This is a genomic window from Mesorhizobium sp. M0854, from assembly GCF_040319815.1.
Lineage (GTDB): Bacteria > Pseudomonadota > Alphaproteobacteria > Rhizobiales > Rhizobiaceae > Mesorhizobium.
This window is the reverse complement of sequence record NZ_JAMYOL010000001.1, coordinates 530457-555974: the sequence shown is the minus strand read 5'-3', so window position 1 is coordinate 555974 and position 25518 is coordinate 530457. Positions and strand designations below refer to the sequence as shown.

Genomic DNA, 25518 nt, shown 5'->3' with positions numbered 1-25518 from the left:
GCGGGCGGCGATTTCATTGGCAATCGAGGCTGGCGCTGCCGGTGCGCAAGACCATTTCAGTCGTTGCAAATGCATTGCAATCGCCTAATTTGGCGGCGGATGACGCCGCAGGACATCAGCAACCTGATTGTCCGGACTTCGATGAAGGACCGGGCTGCGTTCGATCTGCTCTACCGGCAGACCAGCGCGAAACTTTTCGGCGTCTGCCTTCGTGTATTGAAGGATCGGGGAGATGCTGAAGAAGCGCTTCAAGAGGTCTTCGTCAAGATATGGACGAAGGCGGACCGTTTCGCCGTTTCGGATCTGAGCCCGATCTCCTGGCTGGTGGCCATTGCGCGCAATCATGCGATCGATCGGATCAGGGCGCGGCGAGAGCCTGCCGCCTATATCGATGCCGCGCTCGACGTGGCCGATCCGGCGCCGGGGCCGGAGGCCATGGCCGTGGCGGGCGGTGAGTCCGAACGCATCTACCATTGTCTCGAGGAATTGGAGAAGGACCGGGCGGCGGCCGTTCGGGGCGCCTATCTGGATGGCAAAAGCTATGCCGAACTGGCGGAGCGCTATGGCGTACCGCTGAACACGATGCGGACCTGGCTGCGGCGCAGCCTGTTGAAACTGAGAGAATGCCTGGAGAGATGACGCTGGCTGACGACAATGGACCGGAACGTGGGGGCGACGACCTGTTCGCCGCCGAATACGTTCTTGGCGTTCTGGCCGCCGATGAACGCGAGATCGCGTCGCGCCGCATCGATGCGGACGCCGCCTTCGCGCGCCTTGTCGATGCCTGGGAGGCGCATCTTTCGCCGATGGCCGCCGCCTATCCGGAGACAGAGCCTCCGATCAGGGTCAAGGAAGCATTGGACCGCCGGCTTTTCGCTGCAGAGCCGCGCGCCGGCCTGTGGTCGAGCCTTGGCTTCTGGCGCGGTCTTGCCGCCGCCGCCATTGCGGCGCTGGCGATCTACATCGCCGTGCCTTACTTCCGCCCGTCCACGGAACCGCCGCAGGCGCGGCTTGTCGCCTCGCTGGCGGCCGAAGGCAGCGACGTCAAATATCTCGTCGTCTACGATGCCGCCCGTCAAGAGGTCGGTCTTTCTCACGTTTCCGGCGAGCGGGCCGCCGGCAAGGACTTCGAACTGTGGATGATCGAAGGCAAGAAGGCGCCGGTGTCGATGGGCGTCATCCCGGCCGGTGCGACCGCGCATTTGCCCATCCCGCCCGCCGTCCAGGAGAAATTGGCGCAAGGCGCCGTGCTTGCGGTCAGCGTTGAGCCTGCCGGCGGTTCACCGACCGGCCAGCCGACTGGACCGGTGGTCGCAGCGGGCGATCTGAAGAGCATCTGACCGCTTCTCATCTCCGGAAGCAGACCTGAAATCTATCTCCCGCGATTTAAACGCCTGCAAAGCTTGTTAGCGGCTGTCGATCCGCGCCGGGCAAATTGCAGCGACAAATATTTTTTTGCGGAGAGGGCGAAACTCCAGCATTTCTATCGCGTATCTCCTTGCGTTCCCAAATGAGGGGAACGATAACCAGAGGAGATTGAAATCATGCGTAAATTCGCCACCCTTTTGCTTGCCGGCACGGTCGCCATTTCCGCGCTCGCCACCATTGCCTATGCTCAAAATCCGATGGTCGGCGGCGCCGCCATGTATGCCCAGAAAAACATCGTCGAAAATGCTGTCAACTCGAAGGACCACACGACGCTGGTCGCTGCCGTCAAGGCAGGCGGCCTGGTCGATACGCTGCAAAGCGCTGGCCCCTTCACTGTGTTCGCGCCGACCAACGAGGCCTTTGCGGCACTTCCAGCCGGCACGGTGGAGACGCTGCTCAGGCCTGAAAACAAGGACAAGCTCGTCAAGATCCTGACTTGCCATGTCATCGGCGCCAAAGCGATGGCCGCCGACGTCGCCAAGATGGTCAAGAACGACGGCGGCACCCACAAGGTCAAGACGGTCGGTGGTTGCGAACTGTCGCTCAAGGCCGACGGCGGCAAGGTCACCGTGACCGACGAGAACGGCAACGTCGCCAATGTGACGATCGCCGATGTCGAGCAGTCCAACGGCGTCATCCACGTCGTCGACAAGGTTCTCCTGCCGAAGATGTAACAAACGCACGCTGCCGGCGAAGATATCGCTAAGGGCCTCCCTGCGCACACTCCGCGCCGTTCACGCAAGATGTGGATAGGCGCGGAGTCCCGCTTTGAGGACAGCGATCGTCACCGGCTTTTGATTTCCGTGTGGCGGTCGAATTTGGCACAAGCAATGACAGGAGGAATGGCCATGAACCGTCGCGAGCTTCTTTTGAGTGGTGCGGCAGCCATTGGCGTTGTCGCAGGCGCCACCGCGCTGCGCATGGGCGGAGCCCAGGATGCACGCGCGGCTGAGACTTTCGAGGTTACCAAGACCGAAGCCGAGTGGCGCGCCATCCTGTCCGACGCGGCCTTCAATGTGCTGCGCAAGGAGGGCACGGAATACCCAGGCACCAGTCCGCTGCTCAACGAGCACCGCAAAGGCATCTTCGCTTGCGCCGGCTGCGGCCTGCCGGTCTATTCGTCAGAGACCAAGTTCGATTCCGGCACAGGCTGGCCGAGCTTCTGGCAGGAAATCCCGAAGTCCGTCGGCAAGACCGTGGACAGGTCTTTGGGCATGACCCGCACGGAGGTCCATTGTCGCCGCTGCGGCGGCCATCTCGGCCACGTATTCGACGACGGTCCGCCGCCGACCGGGTTGCGACACTGCATCAATGGCGTTGCCTTGACCTTCAAGCCGGCGACGGCGTGAGGACGGCTGCGACCCTGACTTTGTCGGAGCGCGAGAGGACTTCGTAATGGTTGATTTTGCGCATGACCCCGAAAATCGCTTTTCGGGGTCATGCGCGAGGGCGCCAGGCGGGGGATCCAGCGCGCCTCAATGGCCTCCGCCACCGCCGCCTTGAGCGGCTGGCTTGCGGATCACCAGGGTGAAGAGCCCAAGCGTCGCGAACAAAACCGTCAGCATGAAGAATACGTCCATGAACGACAGCAGCGACGCCTGCTGCTGGACCATGCCTGACAGTTTGGAGATGGCCGCCTTGGAGGCGTCGAGCCCGGCGGTCTGCTCGAAGTTGAGCGTCATGTTCTGCAGCTTCTGCTGCGCAGCGGCACTTCCCCATTGCACGTGCTCGGAGAGCCTGGCGTAGTGGAAGGCATTGCGGTCGATCAGCACGGTGTTGATGACTGCCAGGCCGACGGCGCCGCCGAGATTGCGGGTCAGGTTGAACAGGCCAGACGCATTCTTCAGCCGCTCCGGCGGCAAGGTTCCGAGCGCAATGTTGTTGATCGGCACCATGCAAAGCATCATCGAGCAGCCGCGCAGGATCTGCGGGATCAGCAGTTCATAGAAATCCCAGTCGGCGGTGAGATGCGTCATCCACCAGGTCCCCGTGGCGAAGCCGAAGAAGCCGATCATCATCATGATGCGCGGGTCCATCTTGTTCGACAGGATGCCGGAGATCGGCGCAGTGAAGAACATGGCTAGGCCGCTGACGAACAGCGCCTCGCCGATCATCATCGAATCGTAGCCGCGGATCCGCCCCAGGAACACCGGATAAAGATAGGTCAGACCGTAGAGGCCGATGCCGACGACGAAGGAGAACAGCGAGCCGAAGGCAAAATTGATATTGCTGAAAGCCCTCAGATCGACAATCGGCTCCTCGGCGGTGAACACGCGCCAGAAGAACAGCACCGCGCCGAAGGTCATGATGACGGCGCAGATGAACACCGCCTGATCCTGCAGCCAGTCGTTATTGGGACCTTCCTCCAGCACATATTCCATGCAGCCCAGGAAGGCGGCCATGCCGGCAAGCCCCCACCAGTCGAACTTGCTGAACAGCTTGAGATTGGGTTTGTCGAAGTCGATCAGCGACCAGGCGGCCGTCGTCACCAGAATGCCGGGCACGACGTTGACCAGGAACAGCCAGTGCCAGAACATGGCATGGCTGATATAGCCGCCGACGGTCGGGCCGATGGTTGGCGCCAGCGTCGCCACCAGGCCGATCATCGGCGAGACGATGGCGCGACGCGACGGCGGGAAGATGGTGAAGGCGGCTGCAAAGACGCTCGGGATCATGCCGCCGCCGATGAAGCCCTGCACGGCGCGGTAGACGATCATCTGGTCGATATTGGTTGCGGTCGCCGCCAGCGCGCTGGCCGCGGTGAAACCTGCCGCCGAGATTGTGAACAGCACCCGCGTCGACAGCATCCGGCTGAGGAAGCCCGACAGCGGGATCATCACCACCTCGGCAATCAGATACGCCGTCTGCACCCACGGAATCTCGTCCGAACTGGCGCTCAGGCCCGCCTGGATCTCGGCCAGCGAGGCCGAGACGATCTGGATGTCCAGGATGGCCATGAACATGCCGAACACCATTGCCAGGAAGGCGATGACGCGGCGCGTCGAGATGTGGTCGACCGGCACCGGCATGGCTGGCGCCGGCGCCGATCCTGCAGTTAGGGTTGCGGTCGCCATGACCCTTGCTCCCGGTTCCGCTTTACTTCGATGCCGAAGGCGCGGTGCGGCTGTCGACGGCGACGACGACGCTCAGGCCGGCGCGCAGCTTGCCCGTCTTCAGCACATCCGCGGGCACGTCTATGCGAACCGGAACGCGCTGCACCACCTTGGTGAAATTGCCTGTGGCGTTTTCCGGCGGCAGCAGCGAGAACACTGCTCCCGAAGCCGGGGCCAGCGACGACACGGTACCCTCGATGTCCTGACCGTCGATCGCGTCGACCGACACTCTGACCTTTTCACCAGGCACCAGCCGGGCAAGCTGGGTCTCCTTGAAGTTGGCGACGATGTAGAGCTTGTCCATTGGCACGATGACGGCGAGCTTCTGTCCGGGGCTGATCAGGTCGCCCTGCTCGACCGAGCGGTTGCCGACCACGCCGTCATAGGGTGCGCGCAGCACGGTGAAGGACAGATCCCGCACCGCCTTGTCGTGGGCAAGCTGCAGCGAGGCCAGCGTGCTTGCCGATTCCGCCCGCTGCGCCTGGAGCACGCCGATATTCGCCTGAGCCGCCGCGATCTGCGCGTCGGCGCCGGCTAGTGCGGCATTGGCTTGCTCGACCGCCGTCTGGGCATCGTCCAACTGGGCCTGGGTACCGACGCGGGTCTTGAGCAACTGGGCGGCACGAACCTGAGCTCGCTTCGCATTATCGGCCGCGGCCTGGTCGGCGGTCTTCTGCGCCTGCGCCTGCTTGAGCGAGGCGCGCGCCGCCTCGGTCTGGGCATCGATGCGGTCGAGCGTCTTGCTCAACGTGGCGATCTGCGCCTCGGCCTGAGCAACGGCTATCTTGTAGTCACCGTCATCGACGATCAGCAGCGGGTCGCCGGCCTTCACCTGCTGGTTCTCGGTCACTTTGACCTGATCGACATAACCCGAGATTTTTGGCGAGATGAACGCGGTGTCGGCCTGGACATAGGCATCGTCAGTCGTGATCATGAAGCGCCCGTCGGTCCAGTAATCATAGCCATACCAGGCGCCGGCGCCCAGCAGGGCCAGGCCGATGATGGGCAACAACATCGAGCGCATCGAGCGCTTCTTCTTGGCGGGAGCCAGCGGGGTGACGTCGGCGGGCTTGAGAGGGGTTTCCGGCGCTTCGATCGCAGGCTGGACCTTGGCACTGGGGAAGGGGCGGACTTCGGCACTGGTGGGCGCGTTCGAGGACATGATATCTCTCTAAATTAACTGGCGCTGAATTTTGTCAGACTGAACCGTTCGGTTCGATCTCGACGTTGACTTAGCGCTTAAGGAGGCCCATATCAAGAGCAATCGAACCGGATGGTTCGAATTATTTTACGAGGTGTGACATTATGGCCGAAGCCCCCAAGGCCGCTCCTTTGCCTGATTCAGGCCCATTGCCCGGCGCTGGCAAGGACCAGTGCGATCTGCTGGACAGCCTGCCGCGCGGCCGCCCGGCCGCGGGTCAAGACCCGGTCAAGCGCAGCCAGATCATCGACGGTGCGCGCCGTGTCTTCATCGAAAAGGGCTTCGAAGCCGCGTCGATGAACGACATTACGCGCGAGGCCGGCGTGTCCAAGGGCACCATCTATGTCTACTTCGCCAACAAGGAAGAGCTCTTCGAAGCGCTGATCGAGGAAGAGCGCGGCACGATTTTCAAGAACATGTATGAGGTGCTCGACCAGATCGGCGACCTTCGCCAGACGTTGGTGAAGTTCGGCATCGTGCTGTCCATGAAGATCACTTCCGCGAGGGTCATCCTGGCGCAGCGGACGGTGATCGGCGCGTCGGAACGCATCCCGGAGCTTGGTGCCCGGTTCTACGAACGCGGCCCGAAGCGTGGCCATGACAGGGTCGTCGTTTTCCTCAACATGGCTATCGAACGCGGCCTGCTGAAGATCGACGACGTCGAGCTTGCCGCCTATCAGTTCACCGAGCTGTGTCTGGCCGGTCTTTTCCGCCAGTGCATTTTCGCCTATCGCACCAAGGCGCCAAGTGCGGCCGAGATCGAACACATCGTCAGGTCGGGCGTCGATGTGTTCCTGAAGGCCTACGGCACCGAACAGCTTGCAGAGCAGGAACGGGCCTCCAGCCCCGCCTGACCAGCCGTCGGAGTCCGTTGCCTATCCGCCGTTGGCGGCGAGCACGATCGCCGCACGCAATTCCTCGAGGCCCTCGCTCTTTTCCGACGACGTGGCGAGCACGAAGGGAAATGCCGCCGGGCGTTTCTTGATCTTCTGGAGCGTTTCCTCGATCAGCCGCGGTACCCCCGCCGCTTTGATCTTGTCGGTCTTGGTCAGCACGATCTGATACGACACCGCCGCCTTGTCGAGCAGCGACAGCACCTCGTCGTCCTTGGCCTTGATGCCATGGCGGGCATCGATCAGCACGTAGACGCGCTTCAGCGTCACCCGGCCCTTCAGATAGTCGAACACGAGCTTCGTCCACTCGTCGACCTTTTCCTTCGGCGCCGTGGCGTAGCCATAGCCCGGCATGTCGACCAGGGCCATCGGCGGCAGATCGGCGCCCTCTCCCGAAAATCCGCCCGGCACGAAATAGTTGAGTTCTTGCGTGCGGCCCGGCGTGTTGGAGGTGCGCGCCAGCCCCTTCTGGTTGACCAGCGCGTTGATCAGCGACGATTTGCCGACATTGGAGCGGCCGGCAAAGGCGATCTCGGGTGGACCCTCCGGCGGCAGGAATTTCATCGCCGGCACGCCGCGGATGAAGATCCAGGCTCGCGTGAACAATTCGATGCCGATCGTGGTCTTGTTCAACGCGTTCAAACCGCTGCCTCCAGAAGAAAAATGTTGCTGCCACGAATGGCATCGAGATTGCGGCTGATCTTTTCCACCGGCCAGTGCCACCACGCCAGCGCCAGCAGCCGCCGGATGGTCCTGTCATCGAAGCGCATCTTCACCACCTTGGCCGGATTACCGGCGACAATCGCATAGGCTGGCACATCGTGCGTCACCACCGACTTTGCCGCGACGATAGCGCCGTCGCCGATTTTCACGCCCGGCAGCATCACCGCTTCCATGCCGATCCAGACGTCATTGCCGACGATTGTATCGCCGCGCACCTCCTTCGACCATGTCGCCGGGTCGAAACCTTCTTCCCAGCCATGGCCGAAGATGTTGAACGGATAGGTCGAAAAGCCGGACATGGCGTGATTGGCGCCGTTCATGATGAAGCGCGCACCCTCGGCAATGGCGCAGAACTTGCCGATGATCAGCCTGTCGCCGATGAACGGATAATGATGCAGCACGCATTTTTCGGCGAATTTGTCGGGTCCGTCAGGGTCGTCATAATAGGTGAAGTCGCCGATCTCGATATTCGGCGCCGTCACCAGCGGCTTCAGAAAGCCGACGCGCGTGTGCAACGGGATCGGATGCTTGATCGATGGATTGGGTCCGGTCATATCGAGCTCCGTCGGGCAACTGCCAGCCAGGTCAAAATAGCGCGATCCGTCCGGCAGTACCAATCGCTTAATCCAGGCCGGCAGCCTGTGCAAAAAGCCCCGGACGAACCGGGGCTTTCTGGTTTCGCACTATCGGAGCGCCGGCTATTCCGCCGGCGACGGTTTCTTGCGGAACAGCGCGACCAGATTGTCCCACAATTCGATCTTGGCGCCCTGCCGCTTCATGATCACGCCCTGCTGCAGGATCGACAGCGTGTTGTTCCAGGCCCAGTAGATGACGAGGCCGGCCGGAAAACCCGCCATCATGAAGGTGAAGATCACGGGCATCCACGTGAAGATCGCCGCCTGCGTCGGGTCCGGCGGCGTCGGGTTCATGCGCATCTGCAGGAACATCGTCACGCCCATGATCAGCGGCCAGACGCCGATCATCAGCATGTGCGGCAAGGTAACGGGGATCAGCCCGAACAGGTTGAAAATCGATGTCGGGTCCGGCGCCGCCAGATCCTGGATCCAGCCGAAGAACGGCGCGTGCCGCATCTCGATGGTGATGTAGAGCACCTTGTAGAGCGAGAAGAACACCGGGATCTGCAATGCCACCGGCCAGCAGCCGGCGAGCGGATTGATCTTCTCGGTCTTGTAGAGCTCCATCATCGCCTGCTGCTGCTTCATCTTGTCGTCCGCGTATTTCTCGCGGATCTCGAGCATCTTGGGCTGCACCTTCTTCATGTTCGCCATCGACGCATAGGACTTGTTGGCGAGCGGGAAGAACAGCGCCTTGACGATGACGGTGGTGGCGAGGATCGCCAGACCGAAATTGCCGAAGAATTTGTAAAGCGTGTCGATCAGCGAGAACATCGGCTGAGTTATGAACCAGAACCAGCCCCAATCGATCAGCTTTTCGAAAAGCCTTATCTTGCGATCTTTCTCGTAAGCATTGATCTTGTTGACTTCCTTTGCGCCGGCAAAGATCTCCGATTCAATGGTCTTGGATTCGCCGGGCTGCAGCGCAATCGCGTCCGTGCGGAAGTCGGCTTGATAGCGATGACGGCCGTCCTCGTAATAAGCGAAGTTTGGCTGAAACTCCTGCGCTTCTGTCGGCACCAGCGTCGCCGCCCAGTATTTGTCGGTGATGCCCAGCCAACCGTCCTTGGACTTGCTCGGTGTGTACTGCTTGTTTTTCTCGAGATCGGCGTATTTGTGTTCCTGCAGGCCTTCGCTGCCGGTGACGCCGATCAGGCCTTCGTGCAACACATAGGTGCTGGCGACCGCCGGCTTGTCGAAGCGGGTGATGCGGCCATAATTGAACAGCGAGACAGGGCTGCTGCCGGAATTCTGCACGATGTCGGAAACGGTGAACATGTAGTCGTTGTCGACCGAGAATGTGCGTTTGAAAGTCAGGCCCTTATCGTTGGTGAAGGTGAGCGTCACTGGTGTAGCCGGCGTTAGCGTCGGATTGCCGTCGACGTTCCAAACGGTCTTGGGTCCCGGTAGCGTTCCCACCTTGTCTTCGCCAACAAAGCCGATCTCGGCGAAATATCCGTTCGGCAGCGACTCCGGATTGAGCAGCGCGATCTTGGGTGAGTTTTTGTCGACCGTCTCGGTGTAGTGCTTGAGCTTGAGATCATCGAGACGCGCGCCGGTGAGGTTGATCGAGCCTTCGAGGCTCGGCGTGTCGATCTTGACGCGGCGGGTCGAGGCAATCGCCTGCTCGCGGCCGGCCGGCGTCACCGCGTTGCCGCCAGGCGCGTTCGGAATGGCGCCCGGCTGCACCGGTGTTTCGCTGGCGCCCGGGCTGGTGCCTTGGGCGGCCTTCTTCTGCTCCGCCACGCGCTGCTCTTCGATGCGGGCGGCTTCGCGCTGCATCTCGCTGCGCGGCATCACATAGAAATATTGCCAAAGCGCCAGGATCAGCACCGACAGTGCGATGGTGATGAAGAAGTTGCGGTTGTTTTCCATCGAAGCCCTTGGCCTATCGTGTTCCACGCAATCTGCGGGAGAGTTCGGCCTTCAACTGGCCGAACGGAGTGGTAAGCACGTCTTCGCGCCCGACGATGACATAATCATTGCCGGGCGCCATGTCATCGGCGGCATGCGTGCGCACGGCCTCTCTGAGCCGCCGCCGGATGCGGTTGCGAACGACGGCGTTGCCGACCTTCCTGGTGACGGTGTAGCCGACGCGCGGCGCCTCGCTGTCGCCGCGGCCCAGGACCTCGACGAGGAAAAGCCGCCCGCGGCGCTTTTCGCCGCGGCGGACAGCCAGGAATTCCGCGCGCTTCAGAAGCCGCTTGGGATGGGCACCCGTTGGCTTGCCGGTTGCGGGCAACGATCTTGTCTCTCGCTTGGTGCTCAGGCGCTGAGACGCTTGCGGCCGCGGTTGCGGCGGGCTGCGACGACGCCGCGGCCACCTTTGGTGGCCATGCGGGCGCGGAAACCGTGCCTGCGTTTGCGGACGAGTTTGGACGGCTGGTAAGTACGCTTCATTTGTTTAAATACCGCGGGGTGCGGCCCTTCTTGATTCTGTCACTTTGTAACAGGAGCTTTGCCGGGCCGGTTTTGGCGCGATCGAAACCGCGCCGGGACGAATGGCCCGAGCGTGAGCGGGCTTATAGAAAGAAGGGTTTTGGAAGTCAATCCAGCGTGTCGGGCCGGCGTTGTCGGACCGGCAGGGAAGTCCTTGCGGCCCTTTGTCCGGCTTCGACCAAGGATGAATTTGGCAAAAAAGCCGCAATCGCCTAATCTTGCCCGATCAAGCGATCGTGAAGACGAGCAGTCCCTAAGACAAGCAGCCGTGATGACAGGCAGCCGTGACGACGAGCATGAGTGAAGTCCCAGCAACCGACGAAAGCATCGCCCAGGCGAAGGCCGCCACCCGCAGGGTGCCGCTGGCGCGCGGCCTGTCGACCAAGTTGCTGCTGCTCACCATCGTCTTCGTGCTGTTGGCCGAAATCCTCATCTTCGTGCCCTGGATCGCCAGCTACAGGCTGAGCTGGCTGAAGGAGAGGCTGAGCACCGCCGCCGCGGTGTCGATCGTCCTGGTACAGGGCGAACCTGCCTCGCTGTCGCGTGCCGCCCAGAACGACGTACTGATGGCGATCGGCGCCAAGGCGATCGCCGTGCGCGACGGCGGCGTCTCGCGGCTTCTGGTCGTGGCCGAAATGCCGCCGCAGGTCGACGAGCATATCGATATCGCCAATGTCGGCATGATCAAGGGCATGACCGGCGCGCTGGACACGCTGTTTTTCGGCGGCAAGCGGATGCTGCGCGTTTTCGGGCCGGTCGGCGACAGCGACAAAGAATTCGAGCTGATCATGCCCGACCACCGCCTGCGCAATGCCATGCTGATCTATTCGCGCAACGTCGCCTTCGTCTCGCTGCTGATCTCGCTGTTCACCGCCATGCTGGTCTATGCCGCGATAGACCTGATCATGATCGGCCCGATCAGGACGATGACACGCTCGATGCTGTCCTTTTCCGAGGCGCCCGACGATCCCGGCCGCATCATTCACCCCGCCGCCCGGGCCGACGAGATCGGCGTCGCCGAACGCGAGCTGTCGCAGATGCAGGAGCGGCTGCAGAAGATGCTGACCGAGCAGAAGCACCTGGCCGATCTCGGCCTGGCCGTGTCGAAGATCAACCACGACATGCGCAACATCCTCGCCTCCGCGCAGCTCATGTCGGACCGCCTGCGCCAGGTCAAGGACCCGACCGTGCAGGCGTTCGCGCCAAAACTGCTGCGCGCGCTTGACCGTGCGGTGTCCTACTCGGAGGGCGTGCTGGCCTATGGCCGCACCCAGGAGCCGCCGCCGTCGCGCCGCAGACTGCGGCTGCGCCAGCTGGTCGAAGACGTCCAGGGCCTGCTCGACATCGAATGCGGCATCGAATTCGTCAACGCCGTCGACCCGGTGCTCGAGGTCGATGCCGATTCCGACCAGCTGTTCCGCGTGCTCACCAATCTTAGCCGCAACGCCGTGCAGGCGATGGCGGCGGACACCGAGAGCGCCGTGGTGCGCCGCCTGACCATATCGGCCGAGCGCATCGGCAGCGTCAGCCGCATCGTCGTCACCGACACCGGCCCCGGCCTGCCGCCAAAGGCGCGCGAAAACCTGTTCGCGGCATTTCGCGGCTCGGCCCGCAGCGGTGGCACCGGCCTTGGCCTGGCGATCGCCCATGAATTGATCCGCGCCCATGGCGGCACGGTGGAGCTGGTCGAATCGATCGGCGGTCGCACCACATTCGCCGTCACCATTCCCGACCAGCCGGTTCGGCTCGACCAGGCCCGCAACGGTCTGCGCCGCCCGGCGTAACGAACCGTTTCGTTACGGACCGTTTCAATTCGCAAATGTTTGGTCCGAGACTACGAGCCATCGGCTCGGCCGCCGTGCAACGGCGTGTTCCGTTACGGGCCGTTCCGATTGGCAAATGACTGATCCAAGACGACGACCTATCGGCTCGGCCGCCGCGTGACTCGATCTTGCCTTCGCCGGCCGGCGCATGACGGCAAAACATGACGGCAAAACTTTTGGCCAGGATCGGCTTGCTTTTCGCAAATTCAGTCGCTAGGGAACAGCTCACATTCGCGGCCGGTCGCCAGGATCGGATCGCGGGGCTATGCAAGCATGGCCTGTTGCGCGCCCGTAGCTCAGCTGGATAGAGCACCAGACTACGAATCTGGGGGTCAGGAGTTCGAATCTCTTCGGGCGCGCCATTAAACTCAATGCACGGCCCGGGGACATAGGTAACAGAATCTGCCGCCACTGGCCGGAAGGTTGCCTTGAGTGAGCGCCGTCCTTGCAAAGAGCGGATGGTCCGCTGATGCTACTCAGTCGGCCTGCTTAATCTCCGGGCCCGGTTCAGTCGGCGGGCCTGGCGTGCAATCCTGGCCGGTGCATTCCTGCACCGGATCCTTCGCCGGCGGCAGACAATTTTGGCCTTCACAATGAACGGGCGGCTGCGCTGTTGCGGCTTTATTGTTCTGCGGCACAGGCCGATCCTCAGCGCGAACGGCCGGCATTCCAAGGTCGATCATGGCCGTGCACAAGAGCGCAATCCGAAGCAAATTCACTTTCGCCTCCGCAACTGACAGCGAGACGCAGATTATACCTTCGAACTGCGGCCAACATCCTGTCACCCGCGAACGGCGTTAACAGCGCGTTTCATTGCCGGTCGGAAGGGCGTACCGATTGAGATCGAGCGTCGTCCTCTTCCTGGCAAAATAGCGCCAGAAACGGGGCTTTCGGCCAGAGGTGACTGAAGCCAACCTTCCGATTTTCCTGTACACCTGTTCGAAGGGTTTGAGGTGCCTTAGCGCTTTCGCAAATTCGAGGTTCTTCAGTTCTTTCACGAGGGAACGTAGATGACGGCATTCAACAGCGTCCGCTTCCGGGTCAAGCCGGGTAGTGAAGACGAATTCGTTGAACTATTCGGCAGCGCTCCGCGCAACTTCGAGGGATTGCGAAAATGGCTCTCATCAAATCGGGAGACGGCGCCTTCTTCTCGATTGGAGAGTGTGACACGTTCCAGCACATGGTCGATGCCAGGCCCAAAATGCTAGGCAATCCTGATCGGTTCCGGCATACGTTGCAGCAGCTTGAGGGCGGATATACGGATGCTGTTTCCGGCGAGGCTGTCTTCGAAACGGACGGCAGGAGCAGCGGCAGGTCGGTATAGCTTCGCACTTCGAAAAGCTTATGCCGTGCGCCACTTCCCGGCTCCATCACCTAAACCGCACATTCCCCCTGGAAAGCTCTGCCACCGACCTGCATCCCATCAGCCGCATGTCGCGTTCGATCTCGGTTCGCATCAGGCCGAGTGCCCGTTCGACGCCGGCCTGTCCGGCGGCTGCCAGCGGGAAGAGATAGTAGCGCCCGACGCCGACGGCCTTGGCGCCCAACGACAGGGCTTTCAGCACATGCGTGCCGCGCTGGACGCCGCTGTCGATGATGACGTCTATCTTGTCGCCCACCGCGTCAACGATCTCCGACAGCTGGTCGAAGGGGCTGCGCGAGCCGTCCAGCTGCCTGCCGCCATGATTTGACAGAACGATACCGGTGCAGCCGATGTCGACGGCTTTTCTGGCATCGGCGACGCTCATGATCCCCTTCAGGCAGAACTGGCCGTTCCAGAAGCGGACCATGTCTTCGACGTCCTTCCAATCCAGCGATGGATCGAGGATCTCGGTGAAATAGCGGCTGATGGAAAGCGCTCCGCCGCCGAGATCGATATGGCCGTCCAACTGCGGCAGGCTGAACTTTTCGTGCGTCAAATAGTCGATAGCCCATCTCGGTTTGATCGCGAACTGCATCATGCCGCCGAGCGTAAGCCGAAAGGGGATTGAAAAGCCGGTCCGCAGGTCACGCTCGCGGTTTCCGCCGGTGACGCTGTCGACCGTCAGCATCATTACGTCGACGCCGGACGCCTTGGCGCGCTCCATCATGGCGCGGTTCAGGCCGCGATCCCTGTGAAAATAGAACTGATAGACCTGCGGCGTTCTGTGCTTGCGGACTTCCTCCAGGCTGACCGTGCCGAGCGACGAGACGCCGAACATCGTGCCGAACTTCTCCGCCGCCGCGGCGACGGCGCGCTCGCCGCTATGGTGAAACAGTCGCTGGAGAGCCGTCGGCGAACAATAGACCGGCATCGCCAGCTTCTGGCCCATGACGGTGACCGACATGTCGACCTGTCCGACGCCGGCAAGGACGTTGGGGACGAGATCGCAGTCCTCGAACGCCGCCGTGTTGCGCCGCAGCGTCGTCTCGTCGTCCGCGCCGCCATCGATATAATTGAAGATCGGACCTGGCAGGCGCTGTTTTGCCAGCCGGCGGAAGTCCTGAAAATTGTAGCAGCTTTGCAATCTCATGAAATCAATCGGGTATATGCCGGGCCCGATGTCAAGCCTGTGCCATTGTCGATCGTCGGCGCTCTCGCCTCAGCCCGCCAGAGCGCCAACCGACTCCCGTTCCACCAGCGGGCATTCGAGCTTGGTGATGGGATAGCGGCCACGACCGGGAGCAGCGGGGACTTCGAGCTGCTCGATCGCCCATTGTCCCATCGCCATATGCGGCAGGATCGACGTCGTCAGCGGCGGGAACAGATGCCGCGCGATCTCCTCGTCGTCATAACCGATCACCGAAATATCCCGGGGGATGTGCAGGCCGGCCTCCTTTAGCGCCTCGTAGCAGCCGATCGCGGTGCGGTCGTTCTGGCAGAAGATGGCGGTCGGCCGGTCCTTCAGCGCCAAGAGCTTGACGGTCGCGGCATAGCCGGCGCTCGCCGACCAATCGCCTTCGACGACCAGCGCCGGGTCGAACGGGATGTCGGCTGTCGCCAGCGCCCGGCGGTAACCCTTCAGCCTGTCCTGCGCCGCTTGCATCCAGGGCTCGCCGGTGATGGTAGCGATGCGCCGGTGGCCATGGCTGATCAGGTGCCGGGTCGAGCTCTGGCCGCCGGCGATCTCGCTCGGCACCACGGCGGGGAAGGCATAGTCGGCGGTGTAGCAGTTGAGCAGGATGACCGGAATGTCGAGGCCGTAGAGATAGTCCGGCGCGACGATCTCGCGGGTGAAAATGGTCATGTAGATCAGCGCCGAAATGCCCCGCTTGGTCAGAGCCGCGATGGCACGGGGCTCCATCACCTCGTCGCCCATGGTCTGCGCCACCAAAAGCACATTGCCGGCGTTCCACGAGGCTTGCCGCGCCCCTTCAATGGCGACGACCGCCTCCGGGCTGGTCGCCAACTGGTCGACGACGAAGCCGATCACGCCATCCAGCCCGTCGAATGCGGCAACCGGGGCTCGCAAGGCAGAAAACACCGGCGGCGAATAGCCCAGCGTTCGCGCCGTCTCGATCACCCGCTCGCGGGTTTGCTGCGACAGCCTGATGCCCGGCGTGTTGTTGAGGACGAACGAAACCGTCGCCTGCGAACAGCCTGCCGCCCTGGCGATGTCGGTCATGGTAACGCGGCCCTTGGGGTTTTTCCCGGACAGCTTGCGCCGCCTGGTACCCTCAAGGACGGGATCACGCAGTGGTTCGTTCATGTCATTGGTCCCGCGAATCTCGCATTTATAGGGCGAAGCGATACTAATAGATATAATCGACTCTCTTAGGCGATTTAGTCCCCGATCCAAAACGGTTGCGACTGGGGAGGCCTCACTTGTTTGTGGGCGAGAATCCCGACCAAACTAATACTCTTTACTAATATCTGGCATCCCTATAACGTCAATCCATCATGCCCGGACGACGTCGGACCGCGCATGTTCGGAACGCAAGTCAGCCTGGTATCGGACGGTTCCCGTCAGTCGAAGCTTGCCTGCCGCTCCGGGAAATGTCAGACAAATCGGACTATTTACGAACGGCGAATGAGTCTCTAAAGTCGACGATAGCGGCTGGAATGGCGTCGTTCTTCGCTGCCGGAAACCCTTGAGGAGGAGGGCGTCCAAGCCGCGCCGGCACGTTCATCATCAGCGAAAATTACTGAGTCAAATGGGAGGTTGAATATGAAATCTGTAATACGAAATGCGTCCGTCGCCGCTGCGGCCCTGCTGCTCGGCCTTTCCGCCAGCGCAATTGCGCGGGCCGACGACAAGCCGACTCTGGCCTTCGTCGTCAACGGCGCTTCCGATTTCTGGAAGGCGGCCGAAGCCGGCGTCAAGAAGGCTCAAGGCGAACTGCCCAAATACAATCTGGAGCTCAAATATCCGGAGCAGTCCTCGGTCGCCATCCAGCAGCGCCTGATGGACGATCTGGTGACGGCCGGCGTGAAGGCGATCATGGTCTCGGCCGTCGATCCCAAGACGTCGACCGACGGGCTGAACAAGATCGCCTCGGAAACGGCGTTGTTCACCACCGATAGCGACGCACCGCAGACCAAGCGTGTCGCCTATATTGGCTCGTCCAATGTCGATGCCGGCAAGCAGGCGGCAGAGATCGCCAAGAAGGCCATGCCTGACGGCGGCAAGTGCCTCGGCTTCGTCGGCCTGCTCGGCGCCGACAACGCCAAGGAACGTATCCAGGGCATGAAGGAAGGTCTCGCCGGCACCAAGATCGAATTGGTCGACGTGCGTGGCGACGACATCGATCAGGCTCGCGCCAAGAAGAACGTCGAGGACGCGCTGGTCGCCAGCCCCGACGTCACCTGCATGGTCGGCTTCTATTCCTACAACACGCCGCGCATCTATGAAGCGCTGCGCGATGCCGGCAAGCTCGGCCAGATCACCGTCGTCGGCTTCGACGACGATCCGATCACGCTGGGCGGCGTCAAGGAAGGCACCGTCGCCGCCACCGTCGTGCAGCAGCCCTTCGAATGGGCCTATCAGGGCATGAAGCTGATGGCTGCCTATCTCGAGGGCGATAAGTCGGGCATTCCCGCCGATGGCCTGATCATCATCCCGACCAAGATCATCGGCAAGGACGATGTCGACGCCTACGCCGCCAGCCTCAAGGCGATGTCTGGAAACTGAGCAAATTAGGTTGCGCCGGCTCAAGGTTCGCCTTGAGCCGGCGTTCTATTGACGGGCCTCGCGAGGCCCGTCAGTCTGAGACCAAACGGCTCACCGGCTGCTGTCAGGCGTGATGAATTATTCCGACCCATCCATCGTTGCATCCACGGACGCTCCGTTCCTGAGCCTCGACGGTGTGCGCAAGACCTATCCCGGTGTCGTCGCGCTGGACGGATTCTCGATGGACGTAAGGCCCGGCGAGGTCATCGGCCTGGTCGGCGAAAACGGCGCCGGCAAATCGACGCTGATGAAGATCCTCGGGGGCGTGACCAGGCCGGACACCGGCACCATCACCGTCGATGGCGCCGCCCATGACGGGCTGACTGTCGAGGCGAGCATCGGCTCGGGCATCGCCTTCGTCCACCAGGAACTCAACCTGTTCGAAAACCTCGACGTGGCCGCCAATATCTTCTTTGGCCGCGAACCGCTGCGCGCCGGGCCGCTCAAGCTCGTCGACCGCGCCAGGCTGCGAGCGCAGGCGGCGCCGCTGCTCAAACGCGTGGGCGCCAATTTCTCGGCCGATACGCCGGTGTCGGCGCTGTCGCTGGCCCAGCAGCAAATGGTCGAGATCGCCAAGGCGCTGTCGATCGAGGCAAGGCTGGTTATCCTCGACGAACCGACCTCGAGCCTGCCGATCGCCGAAACCGACAAGCTGCTCGGCGTCATCAAGGCGCTGAAGGCAGACGGCATCAGTGTCATTTTCATCTCGCACCGCCTTCACGAGGTCGAGCGCGTCGCCGACCGCGTCGTCGTGCTCAGGGACGGAATGCTCGCCGGAACCTTGCCGAAGAGCGCGATCAATCACGACCAGATGGTCAAGCTGATGATCGGCCGCATGCTGAAGGAGCGCGAGAAGGCCGCGGAATCGGCGCGCCCGCCGGGCTCTGTCGCGCTGTCGGTCAAGGCCATTCGCACCGCTGCCTATCCCGACCGGCCCGTCGACCTCGATGTCAGGCATGGCGAGATCCTCGGCCTCGCCGGTCTCGTCGGCTCCGGCCGGACGGAGCTGGCGCGCGTCCTGTTCGGCATCGACAAGAGCTTTGGCGGCTCGTTCCAGCTTGACGGAAAAGATCTGGTTCTTGGTTCGGCCGCGGACGCAGTGGCCAACGGTATTTTCCTCGTCCCCGAGGATCGCAAGCTGACCGGCATCCTGCTCGACCTTTCGATCGCCCAAAACATCTCGCTGCCCAATCTGCCGGCGCATTCGCGGCGCTCGCTGGTCTCGGCCGGCGCCGAGGCCGCCACCGCCGAGAAGCAGAAGACCGATCTCGGCATCAGGGCGCCCTCCGTGCAGACGCGCACCGGCACGCTGTCCGGCGGCAACCAGCAAAAGGTCGTGCTGGCCAAATGGCTGGCGATGAAGCCGAAGGTGATGATTCTCGACGAACCGACCCGCGGTATCGACATCGGCGCCAAGGCCGAGATCTACGGGCTGATGCGGGCGCTGGCCGATGCCGGCGTCGCCGTGCTGATGATCTCCAGCGACATGGAGGAGGTGATCGGCGTTTCCGACCGCATTGCCGTCATGCATGAAGGCCAGATCTCGGGCATTCTCGACAAGGACCGGTTCAGCCAGGAAAACGTGCTGCTGCTGGCGGTCGGCAAGCAGCCGAAGTAGTTCGCAGGCACTGGGAGAAGACGATGAGCAAGAAAGATCTCGGCCTGCTGATCCTGATCCTGGTGGTCGGCGCGGTGGTGGCAATCATCAACCCACGCTTCCTGCTGCCGATCAATCTCGCCAACACCTCGAACCTGATCGGGTTGTTCGGCATCCTGTCGATTGGCCAAGCCTTCGTCATCATCACCGGTGGCATCGAATTGTCGGTCGGCTCGGTGGTTGCGCTGCTCGGCGTGCTGTTCATCGACTTCATCGCCACGCGCGGCATGGCCTGGCCGGTCGCCCTGCCGCTGATCCTGGTGCTCGGCGGCATCATCGGGCTGGCGCATGGCTGGCTGATCACCCGGCTCAAATTGCAGCCTTTCGTGGTGACTTTGTGCGGCCTGTTGATCTATCGCGGCGTGGCGCGCTTCTACACCGCTGACGGCACCGCCGGCTTTGCCTTCGGACAGAACTTCCCGGAACTCGAGTTCCTGACGGCGGGGCGGTCCTGGGGCGTGCCGAACAGCTTCATCGCGCTGATCGTCATCGCCGTCGTCATGTGGGTGGTGCTGCACCGGTCGGTGTTCGGGCGCTATCTCTATGCCATCGGCAAGAACGAGGAAGCGGCAAAATATTCCGGCATCCGCACCGGCCGCATCGTCATGGCCGCCTATGTCATCTGCGGCGTGCTGACGGCGCTGTCAGCTATCTATTTCGCCATGTACACACGCTCGATCTCGCCGGCGAGCCACGGCCAGTTCTACGAGCTCTATGCCATCGCGGCCGCGGTGCTCGGCGGCTTCTCGCTGCGAGGCGGCGAAGGCTCGCTGATCGGCGTCCTGCTCGGCACCGTGCTGCTGCAGGAGCTGCAGAACCTCGTCAACCTGCTCGGCATCCCGTCCTCGCTCAACTTCGCCGTCATGGGCGGGGTGATCCTCATCGGCGTGCTGGTCGACCAGCAATGGGGCGTATTCAGGGCGCGGCGGCGGATGCTGGAAGCCACACGCAAGGGCGTGGCGGGTGCTGCCGCTGAGTGACGCAAAAATAGCTGGATGAAATACGCCGACTGCCATGGCAGGTGGCGTGAGAGAGTCAGCCGGAGCTTCGCGACAGCAGTTCAGGTCGGTCTCTATTTGGAACGAAACCCGTATCTGAGCGTTTATTTAAGCTTTGCTGCGCGGAGGCGTCCCATGCCCACGAATCCAGTTAGTACCGCCAAAGTAGGAACTCACCCCCTCCACCCGATGCTGATACCTTTTCCTGTCGCGTTTCTTGTCGGTGCGTTTGTCACCGACCTGGTTTTCTGGGGGACTGCCGATGCCTTCTGGGCACGGGCATCGATGTGGCTGATCGGGGCAGCCATCGTAATGGCCCTTCTCGCTGCGACAGCCGGTTTTATCGACTTCCTCAACGAGCCGCGCATTCGCGCCTTGTCCGACGCCTGGTACCACATGCTGGGCAACTTGACCGCGGTCGTTGTGGCACTGATCAATTTCTACCTTCGCTATGCGCAAGGCGCCGAAGCCGCGGTCCGCCCATGGGGTGCGCTCTTGTCGTTCATAGTGGTCTGCATACTGCTGTTCACCGGCTGGAAGGGCTGGGAGATGGTGTATCGGCACCACGTTGCAGTTCTGGATACACCAGCGGATGCGCCAGCGAAGCCTTCGACAACCACTGCCACGGATACTCGTCACGCTGGTCGGGACCGGCACGCCGCATGAGGCCATAATCCCGAAAACTGGATACCGATTTCCAAAAAGATATCGGTTAGACAAGTAGCGCCCATACCGAATGCATCGGATGGGCTCTACTTTAGATAAGGCCCGACATGTCGGAGAAGGCCATGGCCTTGCGCAGCACCTCGGCGAAGCGCTCGCCGGCGGCTTCACGAGGGCCGCTATTGTCGATCGAGGTGACACCCGGTCCGGACAGCGCCACATTGGCACTGCGCGCCAGCCGTGCCAGCACTTCGCCGCGCGATTCGCGACCCCGCAATGCCAGCCGCTCGGCCAGGATATCCGGTGTAGCCGTGATCTCGACGACCGCCAGATTGGCGTAGCGCTCCCGCAGCGCCGGGATGATCGCGCGCGAGACGTTGGCGATCGCGACACGGCCGTTTGAGACCGACCAGTCGACTTCGGCCGGGATGCCATAGCGCAGGCCATGCGCCTCCCAGGAAATCGCGAAGGCGCCATCCGCTTCGGCCTCGACGAAGGCAACGTCGGCGAGCGTGTCGTGATCCTCGGTGGCCGCATCGCTCGGCCGGGTGATCACCCGGCGCACGAACTCCAGCCGGCTCTCGTCGGCAAACACGGCGCGCGCATAGCCGATCACCGTGTCCTTGCCGGCACCGCTCGGCCCGACGACGGCGACGAAGACACCGTCGCGGATCGGAAATCTCGCGGCGGACAATTCACGCTCGACCGATGCCGACACCATCATGCGACCCGGCGTCCCTGCCGCCAGACCGTGCGGACGACCGGGACATGGTCGTCGACGCGCACGCGAACCAGATCGGCGCGCCGGCCGGGCTCGATGACACCGCGATCGGTGAGGCCGACCGCCTCGGCCGGGTTCTTCGAGACCATCGCCACCGCCTGTGGCAAGGAAATGCCCTCGACCACGTCGCCGAGGAAGAAGGCTGACTGGATCAGACTGAAGGGAATGTAGTCCGACGACAGGATATCGAGCAGGCCATCGCCGGCCAGCGTGCGGGCCGAGACATTGCCCGAATGCGACGCGCCGCGCATGACGTTCGGCGCGCCCATCAATACGCCGAGCCCTGCCTTTTTCGAAGCCCGTGCTGCCTCCTCGGTGGTCGGGAACTCGGCGACGCGCACACCTTGCTCGATCGCTTCGTCGACATGGCCGACGGTTGCGTCGTCATGGCTGGCGAGCACGATGCCGCGCTCTTGGCAGGCAGCGGCGATGAAGCTGCGGTTCGGGCTCGAATTCCTCGCCGATTCCGCCATCCGCTTTTCGCAGAATTTCTGGAAATCGCGATCGGTCAGCTTCAGCTTGCGCTGGTAATAATAGGCATAGGTTTCGAGATCGACGAATTGGCGCTGTCCCGGCGCATGGTCCATCAGCGACGCCAGCCTGACCCGCTCGTCGCCTTCGAAATTGGCGAAGGCTGTGAGGCAGTCCGGCGCCGAAACCTCGCAGCGCAAATGGATGAAATGGTCGGCCCTGAGCCGGTCCTGCTGCACGCTGTCCTCGATCGCGTCGGCCAGTTTGCGTATGTCGGCGGCCGTCAGGTCGGCGTCCTCGTCCATGCCGACGCGCAAGGCGTCGAGCACGGTGGTGATGCCGGCCGTCGCCACCTGCGCGTCATGCGCGAGAACCGCGGCGATCGGGTTCCAGCGCACTTTCGGCCGCGGCGCGTAATGGCCTTCCAGATGGTCGGTGTGGAGCTCGACCAGGCCAGGGATGATGAAGTCGCCGCCCATGTCCTCGCCGCTGCGGCCGGGTCCGGCATCGATGGCGGCGATCATGCCGTCGCGCAGCACGATCGACCCTTCGACGATCTGGTCGGCGAGCACGATCCGGGCGTTGTCAAGAACAGTCTCGGCGGTCATTTCAAGCAGTCCTTGCAGGATTTTGCAGCCAACTGGAACCAATTGGCGTCGTACAAATGCGGTTAGAACAAATAGTCATTTAGGCAGTTCTTCTGATCAGGCAGTTCTTCTGGCCGGGCGGCGCCCGAGCGCGTGATGGGACAGCACCATGAACGGCGCACCCGGTTCAGTTTCCACAAACAGCGTCAGCGCGTCCACCGCCACCGGCCGTTGCAGCACGTCCGTAAACAGGCTGTCGATTGCTAGGCGAAGACGAGGGCTTTCCTGTGACGACACCCGGCCGGACAGCGTCATATGGAAGCGAAACGTCTCGAAGACATAGGGATAGCCCCACTGGCAGAGATTGCGGAACTCGTCGGGCTTCAGCGAATCGGGGCTGCGCCGTTCGATCTCGGTTTCCGTCAACGGCGCGCGGAAGCGGTCGAAGTCGCGCACCACGTCGTCGGCGAAGCGGTTGAGCGCCGGCAGCGGTATTTCCGGCAACAGCGCGAAGAAGCCGTCGATCTGGCTGACGACGAGGCGCGGGATCGTAACGACCGGCGTCGCCTCGGCAAAATCGTCGAGTGCTGCACGAAGCGAGGTTTCCGTCTCGTTGGAGGCCAGTCTGAAGGGCGCCTTCAGTGTCGCATGAAAGCCATAGCGGCGCGCCGAGGCGGTATGGAAGGCAACTTCTGCCGCCGACAACTCGCCCGCAGCCTCGACCGGCTTTGTGGCGGCACCGAATGGGTCGCGGCCGAGCCAGTCGGCAGCGATCCGTGCCAGCGGTTCGTCCTGTCGGGGGGTGAAATAGATCGCGTAGCGCATCGAAAGTCCTCGTCAGCCCCGCTGCCATAGGTGATTTCCATGACGAATTGACGAAGCTTTGTGGCGTTTTCGGTAACAAAACCACACAGCCGGGTCGTTAGCCGACGATTTTTCGCTTGGACCAGCGGTTGGGGCGAAGGGGAAGTGGTTAGGCCTTCATCAGCCATTCGTGCTCGGGCGCGTTGTGGAATTTCCACGTCCGCTTCGGTCCGGCCATGACGTTGAGATAATAGAGATCATAGCCGTGGCAGGCGGCGCAGGGGTGATAACCCTTGGGGACCAGCACGACGTCGCCGTCCTCGATCGCCATCGCCTCGTCGAGCGAACGAGCACCGTTCTGGTCGGCATCGGTGTAGACGCGCTGGAAAGCAAAGCCCTGTGGCGGGTTGAGACGGTGGTAATAGGTCTCCTCGAGATAGGATTCAGCCGGCAGATTGTCCTGGTCGTGCTTGTGCGGCGGATAGCTCGATGTGTGGCCGCCGGGTGTGATGACCTCGACCACCAGCAAGGAATCGGCCGGCTTGCCTTCCGGCAGGATGTTGGTGACGTAGCGCGTGTTGGTGCCTTTGCCGCGAACCTCCTGGCCGAGATCGTCGGGCGCGATGACACGGACCGGCAGACCGCCGCCCAGTCCTGGCGCCGAACAGATGGCAAGTTCGAGATCGGTATCGGCGCTCACCGACCACTCCGACCCCTGCGGCACATAGACCGACCAAGGCTTGCCTTCGAACGGCGACATGCGTTCGCCCAGCAAGCCGAGATCCTTGCCGCCGGCCTTGGCCTTGCCCTTGCCGGTGACGAACACCAGGCAGACCTCACGATCCGCGGTTTGCCCGGAAGCGCTCTCGCCGGGCCTGAGCCGATGCAGATCGAAGCCGACATAGGTCCAGCCGGCGTTTTGCGGCGTCACATGAGCGATGTGGCCGTGGCCCTTATTGGCTTTGACGAGCAGCTTAGACATGGTCATTCCTTCGGTTTGGCGTCTGCCGATGGCTCGTCCTCGTCAGCCGGCTTGTAGAGGTAGAAAAACTGCCAGACGGCATAGCCGGCGAAGCCGAGCGCGATCACGCCCCAGAACGGCGTGCCGGTGGCGAATTCGATTACCGACCAGACCAGGCAGACCGCGACAACGGCGACGCGCCGCCACAGCGGCCGGAAAAACGGGTGCTCGGAGTCTTTCATCGGATCAACACCTTTCCTCGCGAACTCTCAAGCATTGGGAAAGCCCTGTGTCTCCACCGTATAGCCGGCCGCCGTCATAGCCCGCATCAATTCCTTGTAGCCGACCTGCGCCATCTTGAGCGGCGGGTTCTTCTTCGGATCCTGCTCGGCCTCGACCACGAACCAGCCCTCATAGCCATGGTCGGCGAGCCTCTGGACGATGGCGCCAAAGTCCAAGGAGCCATCTCCCGGCACGGTGAAGGCACCAAGCGCCACCGCATCGAGAAAGGATTGCCTGCTACGATCCAGCTTGTTGATCACCTCCATGCGTACGTCTTTCACATGCACGTGGTTGATGCGCCGGTGGTGGTTATCAATAGCGCGCAGCACATCGCCGCCGGCAAAGGCCAGGTGACCCGCGTCGAGCAGCAATGGAATGCCTTCTCCCGAATAGCGCATGAAGGCATCTAGCTCTGGCTCGGTCTCAACTACTGCCGCCATATGATGATGGTAGGAGAGCGGCATGCCTTGCTCTGCACACCATTCGCCGAACTGCGTGAGCCGCCGGGCGTAGGCTTTCATTTCCTCGTCCGAAAGCCTGGGCTTGCTGGCGAGCGGCTTCGAGCGGTCGCCCTGGATGGAGCGGCCGACTTCACCATAGACGATGCATGGCGCGTTCACCGCCTTGAACAGGTCGATCATCGGCTGGATACGATCCTTGTTCTTCGCCATGTCTTCGTCGACCAGCGTCCCCGAGAACCAGCCGCCGCAAAGCGTCACGTCGGCCTCTTTCAGGATCGGCAGCATGATTTGCGGATCGTTGGGAAAGCGGCGGCCCATTTCCATTCCGGTAAAGCCGGCCGAGCGCGACTGGCGCAGGCACTCCTCCAGCGACACATCATCGCTGAGTTCGGCAAGATCGTCGTTCCACCATGCAATGGGGGACATGCCCAGTTTGGCTTTCAAGTCG

At 62.3% G+C, this 25518-nt stretch carries 26 protein-coding genes and 1 tRNA gene; 12 read left to right on the top strand and 15 right to left on the bottom strand.

Going from position 1 to position 25518, the window contains the following annotated elements; genetic code table 11:
* Positions 1–99 precede the first annotated feature (99 nt).
* From NKH99_RS02530 to msrB, 4 genes are all read left to right on the top strand, one after another.
* Entirely contained in the window at positions 100–639 is a 540-nt protein-coding gene (locus NKH99_RS02530; RefSeq protein WP_352501141.1) for a sigma-70 family RNA polymerase sigma factor, read from the top strand.
* Positions 636–1340 carry an anti-sigma factor gene (locus tag NKH99_RS02525; protein WP_353012365.1) on the top strand — a complete coding sequence of 235 codons (705 nt, stop codon included), beginning with the start codon at positions 636–638 and terminating at the stop codon, positions 1338–1340. The genes NKH99_RS02530 and NKH99_RS02525 overlap by 4 nt, the downstream gene beginning before the upstream one ends.
* Positions 1341–1544: 204 nt before the next feature.
* Complete coding sequence (locus NKH99_RS02520) at positions 1545–2102, top strand: fasciclin domain-containing protein (protein WP_023677486.1); 558 nt, start codon at positions 1545–1547, stop codon at positions 2100–2102.
* A gap of 174 nt (positions 2103–2276) precedes the next feature.
* On the top strand, positions 2277–2777 hold the full coding sequence (msrB, locus tag NKH99_RS02515; protein WP_352682583.1) for a peptide-methionine (R)-S-oxide reductase MsrB: 501 nt from the start codon (positions 2277–2279) through the stop codon (positions 2775–2777).
* 126 nt (positions 2778–2903) lie between these two features.
* On the opposite strand, the gene NKH99_RS02510 is transcribed toward msrB, so the two are convergent.
* Positions 2904–4457, bottom strand: a complete 1554-nt coding sequence (locus NKH99_RS02510; RefSeq protein ID WP_353012479.1) for a DHA2 family efflux MFS transporter permease subunit — start codon at positions 4455–4457, stop codon at positions 2904–2906.
* Positions 4458–4524: 67 nt separating this feature from the next.
* On the bottom strand, positions 4525–5703 hold the full coding sequence (locus NKH99_RS02505) for an HlyD family secretion protein (RefSeq protein ID WP_023677489.1): 1179 nt from the start codon (positions 5701–5703) through the stop codon (positions 4525–4527).
* A gap of 143 nt (positions 5704–5846) precedes the next feature.
* On the opposite strand from NKH99_RS02505, the gene NKH99_RS02500 reads away from it, so the two are divergent.
* Entirely contained in the window at positions 5847–6596 is a 750-nt protein-coding gene (locus tag NKH99_RS02500) for a TetR/AcrR family transcriptional regulator (RefSeq protein ID WP_353012361.1), read from the top strand.
* A 21-nt stretch (positions 6597–6617) separates the two neighbouring features.
* On the opposite strand, the gene yihA is transcribed toward NKH99_RS02500, so the two are convergent.
* From yihA to rpmH, 5 genes are all read right to left on the bottom strand, one after another.
* Positions 6618–7277 carry a ribosome biogenesis GTP-binding protein YihA/YsxC gene (gene yihA / locus NKH99_RS02495; protein ID WP_031193748.1) on the bottom strand — a complete coding sequence of 220 codons (660 nt, stop codon included), beginning with the start codon at positions 7275–7277 and terminating at the stop codon, positions 6618–6620.
* Positions 7274–7912, bottom strand: a complete 639-nt coding sequence (locus NKH99_RS02490) for a CatB-related O-acetyltransferase (protein WP_023677492.1) — start codon at positions 7910–7912, stop codon at positions 7274–7276. The genes yihA and NKH99_RS02490 overlap by 4 nt, the downstream gene beginning before the upstream one ends.
* A 144-nt stretch (positions 7913–8056) precedes the next feature.
* The gene (gene yidC / locus NKH99_RS02485) at positions 8057–9868 is read right to left on the bottom strand and encodes a membrane protein insertase YidC (protein ID WP_353012358.1); all 1812 of its coding nucleotides are present in this window, start codon (positions 9866–9868) and stop codon (positions 8057–8059) included.
* A gap of 13 nt (positions 9869–9881) precedes the next feature.
* The gene (rnpA, locus tag NKH99_RS02480; protein ID WP_352539960.1) at positions 9882–10235 is read right to left on the bottom strand and encodes a ribonuclease P protein component; all 354 of its coding nucleotides are present in this window, start codon (positions 10233–10235) and stop codon (positions 9882–9884) included.
* Positions 10236–10258: 23 nt separating this feature from the next.
* Positions 10259–10393, bottom strand: coding sequence for a 50S ribosomal protein L34 (gene rpmH, locus NKH99_RS02475; RefSeq protein ID WP_008833937.1), 135 nt, complete (start codon positions 10391–10393; stop codon positions 10259–10261).
* A 335-nt stretch (positions 10394–10728) separates the two neighbouring features.
* Here rpmH and NKH99_RS02470 point away from each other — a divergent pair, with 335 nt between their 5' ends.
* The 3 genes from NKH99_RS02470 (at position 10729) to NKH99_RS02460 (ending at position 13579) form a co-directional block, all read left to right on the top strand.
* A complete protein-coding gene (locus NKH99_RS02470) occupies positions 10729–12216 on the top strand; it encodes an ATP-binding protein (protein ID WP_023677495.1) in 1488 nt (495 codons plus the stop codon).
* 324 nt (positions 12217–12540) lie between these two features.
* Positions 12541–12617, top strand: a tRNA-Arg gene (locus tag NKH99_RS02465).
* A gap of 752 nt (positions 12618–13369) precedes the next feature.
* Positions 13370–13579 carry a hypothetical protein gene (locus NKH99_RS02460; protein WP_353012355.1) on the top strand — a complete coding sequence of 70 codons (210 nt, stop codon included), beginning with the start codon at positions 13370–13372 and terminating at the stop codon, positions 13577–13579.
* Between the two features lie 46 nt (positions 13580–13625).
* Here NKH99_RS02460 and NKH99_RS02455 read toward each other — a convergent pair whose 3' ends face one another.
* Both NKH99_RS02455 and NKH99_RS02450 read right to left on the bottom strand, forming a co-directional pair.
* On the bottom strand, positions 13626–14768 hold the full coding sequence (locus NKH99_RS02455) for an alpha-hydroxy acid oxidase (RefSeq protein WP_353012352.1): 1143 nt from the start codon (positions 14766–14768) through the stop codon (positions 13626–13628).
* Between the two features lie 69 nt (positions 14769–14837).
* Positions 14838–15860, bottom strand: coding sequence for a LacI family DNA-binding transcriptional regulator (locus NKH99_RS02450; RefSeq protein WP_502899992.1), 1023 nt, complete (start codon positions 15858–15860; stop codon positions 14838–14840).
* A gap of 543 nt (positions 15861–16403) precedes the next feature.
* On the opposite strand from NKH99_RS02450, the gene NKH99_RS02445 reads away from it, so the two are divergent.
* The 4 genes from NKH99_RS02445 (at position 16404) to NKH99_RS02430 (ending at position 20726) form a co-directional block, all read left to right on the top strand.
* On the top strand, positions 16404–17366 hold the full coding sequence (locus NKH99_RS02445) for a sugar-binding protein (protein ID WP_353012346.1): 963 nt from the start codon (positions 16404–16406) through the stop codon (positions 17364–17366).
* Positions 17367–17478: 112 nt separating this feature from the next.
* Positions 17479–19023 (top strand): sugar ABC transporter ATP-binding protein, encoded by a 1545-nt coding sequence (locus NKH99_RS02440; RefSeq protein ID WP_352769527.1) that lies wholly within the window; start codon positions 17479–17481, stop codon positions 19021–19023.
* A gap of 23 nt (positions 19024–19046) precedes the next feature.
* Complete coding sequence (locus NKH99_RS02435) at positions 19047–20042, top strand: ABC transporter permease (RefSeq protein WP_023677502.1); 996 nt, start codon at positions 19047–19049, stop codon at positions 20040–20042.
* A gap of 153 nt (positions 20043–20195) precedes the next feature.
* Positions 20196–20726 carry a DUF2231 domain-containing protein gene (locus NKH99_RS02430; protein ID WP_352472336.1) on the top strand — a complete coding sequence of 177 codons (531 nt, stop codon included), beginning with the start codon at positions 20196–20198 and terminating at the stop codon, positions 20724–20726.
* Positions 20727–20817: 91 nt separating this feature from the next.
* Here the strand turns inward: NKH99_RS02430 and phnN are convergent, their stop codons facing one another.
* From phnN to iolE, 6 genes are all read right to left on the bottom strand, one after another.
* Complete coding sequence (phnN, locus tag NKH99_RS02425) at positions 20818–21447, bottom strand: phosphonate metabolism protein/1,5-bisphosphokinase (PRPP-forming) PhnN (protein WP_352472335.1); 630 nt, start codon at positions 21445–21447, stop codon at positions 20818–20820.
* Positions 21444–22583 carry an alpha-D-ribose 1-methylphosphonate 5-triphosphate diphosphatase gene (locus tag NKH99_RS02420; RefSeq protein WP_352819568.1) on the bottom strand — a complete coding sequence of 380 codons (1140 nt, stop codon included), beginning with the start codon at positions 22581–22583 and terminating at the stop codon, positions 21444–21446. The genes phnN and NKH99_RS02420 overlap by 4 nt, the downstream gene beginning before the upstream one ends.
* A gap of 96 nt (positions 22584–22679) precedes the next feature.
* Positions 22680–23387 (bottom strand): DUF1045 domain-containing protein, encoded by a 708-nt coding sequence (locus tag NKH99_RS02415; protein WP_352819567.1) that lies wholly within the window; start codon positions 23385–23387, stop codon positions 22680–22682.
* Between the two features lie 148 nt (positions 23388–23535).
* The gene (gene iolB, locus NKH99_RS02410; RefSeq protein WP_352819566.1) at positions 23536–24348 is read right to left on the bottom strand and encodes a 5-deoxy-glucuronate isomerase; all 813 of its coding nucleotides are present in this window, start codon (positions 24346–24348) and stop codon (positions 23536–23538) included.
* A 2-nt stretch (positions 24349–24350) separates the two neighbouring features.
* Entirely contained in the window at positions 24351–24569 is a 219-nt protein-coding gene (locus NKH99_RS02405) for a hypothetical protein (protein WP_023677508.1), read from the bottom strand.
* 27 nt (positions 24570–24596) lie between these two features.
* The gene (gene iolE / locus NKH99_RS02400) at positions 24597–25514 is read right to left on the bottom strand and encodes a myo-inosose-2 dehydratase (protein WP_353012343.1); all 918 of its coding nucleotides are present in this window, start codon (positions 25512–25514) and stop codon (positions 24597–24599) included.
* Positions 25515–25518: the final 4 nt, after the last annotated feature.